The organism is Candidatus Chordibacter forsetii (assembly GCF_964187505.1).
GTDB classification, from domain to species: Bacteria; Verrucomicrobiota; Verrucomicrobiia; order Opitutales; family Seribacteraceae; genus Chordibacter; species Chordibacter forsetii.
This window is the reverse complement of sequence record NZ_CAXLML010000205.1, coordinates 1-4,358: the sequence shown is the minus strand read 5'-3', so window position 1 is coordinate 4,358 and position 4,358 is coordinate 1. Positions and strand designations below refer to the sequence as shown.

General features: G+C 45.8%; 5 protein-coding genes. 3 read left to right on the top strand and 2 right to left on the bottom strand.

Annotated features, from left to right (window positions below):
• Positions 1 to 463: fatty acid desaturase (locus tag ACKPQ4_RS09040; protein ID WP_407680858.1), on the top strand; the 463-nt coding region annotated here is incomplete at its 5' end.
• A gap of 237 nt (positions 464 to 700) precedes the next feature.
• Here ACKPQ4_RS09040 and ACKPQ4_RS09035 read toward each other — a convergent pair.
• Positions 701 to 2,503, bottom strand: coding sequence for an arylsulfatase (locus ACKPQ4_RS09035; protein ID WP_407680857.1), 1,803 nt, complete (start codon positions 2,501 to 2,503; stop codon positions 701 to 703).
• A gap of 118 nt (positions 2,504 to 2,621) precedes the next feature.
• Here ACKPQ4_RS09035 and ACKPQ4_RS09030 point away from each other — a divergent pair, with 118 nt between their 5' ends.
• Positions 2,622 to 3,101, top strand: a complete 480-nt coding sequence (locus ACKPQ4_RS09030; protein ID WP_407680856.1) for a hypothetical protein — start codon at positions 2,622 to 2,624, stop codon at positions 3,099 to 3,101.
• Positions 3,091 to 3,513 (top strand): SufE family protein, encoded by a 423-nt coding sequence (locus ACKPQ4_RS09025; RefSeq protein ID WP_407680855.1) that lies wholly within the window; start codon positions 3,091 to 3,093, stop codon positions 3,511 to 3,513. Before ACKPQ4_RS09030 ends, ACKPQ4_RS09025 begins: the two co-directional genes overlap by 11 nt.
• A 1-nt stretch (position 3,514) precedes the next feature.
• Here ACKPQ4_RS09025 and ACKPQ4_RS09020 read toward each other — a convergent pair.
• The coding region (locus tag ACKPQ4_RS09020; protein ID WP_407680854.1) for a hypothetical protein at positions 3,515 to 4,358 on the bottom strand (844 nt) is incomplete at its 5' end.

The window sequence follows — 4,358 nt, the reverse complement described above, 5'->3', positions numbered from 1 at the left end:
CCTTGCTCTTTTGACCTGGGGTGTATGCATGAGTGCAATTTTCGGATTTATTCCCTGGTTGATCATTCAATTGGTAATGATGTCAGTAGCCGGATGTTCAGGAGTCTGGCTCTTTTATGTACAACACCAATTTGAGGATGCCTATTGGGAAGAGACAAAGAATTGGGATTTCACAACTGCAGCAATGGAAGGAAGCAGTTACTACAAACTTCCGAAAATATTACAATGGTTCTCAGGAAATATTGGCTTTCACCATATCCATCATCTCAATCCTAGAATACCCAACTACAATTTGGAAAGATGCCACCATTCCGACCCATTCTTCCGCAATGCACCCGAGCTCAACATTTTCACTAGCCTACGCTCGGTAAAGTATCGTTTATGGGACGAGGATAATGGTAAGATGATCAGTTTCCGTGATCTCAAGCGCCAATTAGCTGCAGAAGATTTGCAAGCTGCTTAAAGTACTACAAAATTGCTGATATTTCGATTCGTCGAAACATTATCAGGCAGCACCTAATTTCCAAATCCCTAGGAATTTTCAACGCCTGTAACTTCAAACAGCCCGATCTCTATATTCATTGAATCTGGCTATACCTAAGTGATTGAAGACATTTTCGTTGGTTTTAAAACCAACGAAAGATTACAAATTAGAAAAATTGCAAAGACCGGCCTAAGAAACTTCGAAAATAATTAGGAATCAAGAACGACTTTTCAAAATTGCATAGTAACATCCAAGCTCACCCTGTGGAATAGTGAAATAAGGGGATAACCTGTGCTTACCTGCTGGTAGATTTACTTCAAATGTAACCGACTCGGTGGTATCCTCCACCGGTATAGTCTCCAAGTCTTCCCCATTCAACCGAAGGGTGGCAGCTGTTGCATTGATTCCTAATCCAGGATGGGATCGGAATGCCTTGTCCGCACCAGGCACATTTTTTCCAGCAGGTAAAAATTCATTGATCTTCTTGCCCGACTCAGCCGGCCAGCGCCTAACCTCTACTTTGTAAATTCCTGACTGCACTACCTTGATCGCCCAGTGACCATCGTGCTTTAAATCTTTGTTTCGTGGATGAACTGGCAATCGATTACGGTTTTGCCCCTGGTTCCATGGCGGGTAAGCTTTTTGGATCCAATCATGACTGGTCAAGGATACAACTGGATGGTCGGGGTGGCCGACATACAACTCAGTAGTCCGGGCAAAGGTTGGTTCAAGTTCTGCCCACCAGGCATCATAAAAAGCCCGCATCCTGGCGACACGTTCAGGGTGTTTGCCGGACAAATCCTTTTCCTGTCCGGAGTCAGAATCGATGTTGTACAATTCCTTGCCATTGACCAGACGCCAGCCTTGGCTCATGACTGCAGATTGTTTCCATTTGATAGGATCGCGCACCCGCTGAGAGTCGGTTACCAGCATACGATCGGACCAGCCCTCCGTTTTCCCCTCCAGCAATGATTTAATGGAGTTGCCGTCAAAATTATATCCCTCGGGTTTTTTGGCTCCGATAAGTTCAAGTAAAGTTGGAGCCACATCGACCGCATGACAAAGGGTACCTATGATGCGTTTTTCTGCCATACCGGCCTTGGGCCAATGCAAAAAGAGAGGCACCCGGTGACCGCCATCGTACTCACTACCTTTTTGCCCGCGCATTCCAGCGTTGAAAACTGTCCTTCCACGAGCGGTTCCATTATCGGTGGTAAAGATAAAGATGGTATCTTCGTAAATGCCTAAATCCTTGAGTAGTTTTCGGGTTTTCCCCACATTTTCATCGATATTGGTGATCATCCCGTAAAAAGCCTGAATGGTAGGGCTCTGTCCCTTGTACAAGTCCATGTATTTCTCGGGACAATGAAAAGGACCGTGAGGAGCATTAGTCGAGATGTAAGCCAGGAAAGGCTTTCCATTCTTGGCAGACTCAGAAATAAATCGGTTTGCCTGTTCGAAAAATACATCAGTGCAAAAACCCTCAGCAGGTACGATTTTTCCGTTGTGAAAATAGCCTCCATCAAAATAAGAATTGTCCCAGACATCTGGGGTCTGGCCCACTCCACCTCCGCCATGGCGATAAACCTCGTTAAAGCCTCGATCTTCCGGGCGGTACGGGAAATTGTCTCCGAGGTGCCACTTTCCAAACATTCCAGTTTCATAACCCGCTCCCTTAAAAAATTGTCCCAGCGTGCCCTCGTCTTCCCGAAGCATCGATCTTCCCATTATCGTGTGCCAAGCACCGGTACGGTTCGTCCAGTGACCGGACATTAGAGCAGCTCGAGTCGGGGAGCAGGTAGGAGCAACATGATAATCCGTAAGCCACACTGATTCATTGGCTAGTCGATCGATGGCTGGTGTTTTAATAATTGGATTTCCAGTGCATCCAAGATCGCCATACCCCTGATCATCGGTAATGACGATGACCACATTGGGGCGTTGACCCCAAAGGCAAAAAAAAGGCAGCGTTAAAAAGAGCAAACAGGAAGAAAGTCGGTTTAATTTCCAATTCATCATACCTAATGTCCTAAGTGTTCAAACTTTGGATGACCACCCCGAAAGTGATTTGTTTTATACTTATCTCAGCAGGCTTGCGCTTGCTCGACTCCAACCCGATGTGTAGAATGTAACCGTTATGAAAAATCTAATCATATTTTGTTCCATTCTGCTCTCTATGACCTGGGGATGTTCGGATGACCGGAAAAAGGGAGGCAATTCCGGAGGTGGACATGTCCATCAAGCCATGCGTGGAGGAATTTTAATGGAACTCGGTCCCCATGGATCTGGGCACAACCTCGAACTTTTACTTAATAATAAGGGTGAATTCGAAATCTTCATCCTCGATGCCCATGCCGAGAATTATGTGCGAATCGCACAATCAACCATCGAACTGAACTTGGCAGACAATAACCGCACCCTCACTCTCAACGCCATTCCTGACCCCGCAACCGGAGAAACGGTGGGAAATAGTTCTCTGTTTCGCTCTTCCCAATCCGTAGAGAATCTCCTGCCGATAAAAGCTGAAATGGTAAATGTAACAATCGGCAGTTCAAATTATTTAAATACTCCCCTATCCTTTTCCGGAAATCCCAAATCGGATAACCATGAGCATTGAAGAAAAGCGTGATCAATTAGTTGAAGAACTTGTTCCCTTTGAGGACCATCTCGACCGTTTTGCTTATGTTATCGATCGGGCAAAAGACGCACCAAGTTTGGAAGACGAATACAAGATTGAAACCTTTTTGATCAAAGGTTGTATCTCCCAATTGTGGATCTTTCCTAAGTTCGAAAATGGTAAATGTTTTTTCAGGGCAGATTCCGATGCCTCGATTACCAAGGGTACCGCTACCCTGCTTTGCGAATTGTACAGTGGTGAACCCCCCGGAGACATTATCCGGCTGGAACCTGATTTTTTATCTGAAGTCGGAATCACCCAGCACCTTTCTCCCAACCGGAGAAACGGCCTCACCGGGGTACGGGAAAAAATCAAGAGCTATGCCCAGCACTGCCTGGACATTGACAAATAATTTAGGGAAATTTCTTGTTCGCCGCCCAGGGCATAAGTTCGCTGGGAGAAGCTTCTACATGCACATGGATCTCTGCTTCCTGATGCTTCAATTTTATACGGTTCAGAAAATCAGCACTCACGGCGGTTTGGGCAGCAGGATTTTTTAGTTGTTTTCTCAACATTTGTAGTTGGGCCATCCCCAAAGATGCCTGACCCACACTCCATATGGACTGGGCAGACTGAACATCCTTGCAGGCAATAGTAAGGTCTAGATGTGCACGACCACCTGAGAATTTTGCCGTCCCCGAAATTTCTTTGATTTGATACATCGCCTGCCCGAGAGTAATGGCCAGGGGCCCCAACGGCCCATTGGGGTCAGATAGGTTGCTGGTTTCCATTTTTTTGAGTAGCTCACCATCCAAGGGAATTGAAAACGAAGTAAACTCAGAACTTCCAACATTGTGCGATGAATCATTGTCTGAGTTTTCGTGCTCAAAAAAACCAAGTACATCCTTCCTGGTACCCAGTACAAACACAGTCATGCCATCTTCCGCCTGCATGCCCAGTGTTATTTTGACTCCATCCACTCCACTCGTTTGTAGGGCTTGGGTGATCCCACTTGCAGGGATTGAAAAAAGAGTCGCCTTACCGACCTTTTCAGGCTTTTTCATTTCGGCATAATGTTTCTTTTCAACGCGGATGCTTCGACTCATTTCATCGATTTTACCTGGCTCAATCCTGGCATCTCTGCGAAATCGTTCTAATTCTGATTTACTGAATGCCGGTCCAGATGCCCACCGGTCAAATTTTTCAAAAAATGTGTCTGGGTATACTTCTCCGTGGGTCCGAAGAATGAAAGCCAAT

What these genes read in the sequence shown, in the direction of transcription:
- ACKPQ4_RS09025 (WP_407680855.1), top strand. Translation starts at nt 3,091, where the DNA reads ATGAGCATTGAAGAAAAGCGTGATCAATTAGTTGAAGAACTTGTTCCC.
- ACKPQ4_RS09035 (WP_407680857.1), bottom strand. Translation starts at nt 2,503, where the DNA reads ATGATGAATTGGAAATTAAACCGACTTTCTTCCTGTTTGCTCTTTTTA.
- ACKPQ4_RS09030 (WP_407680856.1), top strand. Translation starts at nt 2,622, where the DNA reads ATGAAAAATCTAATCATATTTTGTTCCATTCTGCTCTCTATGACCTGG.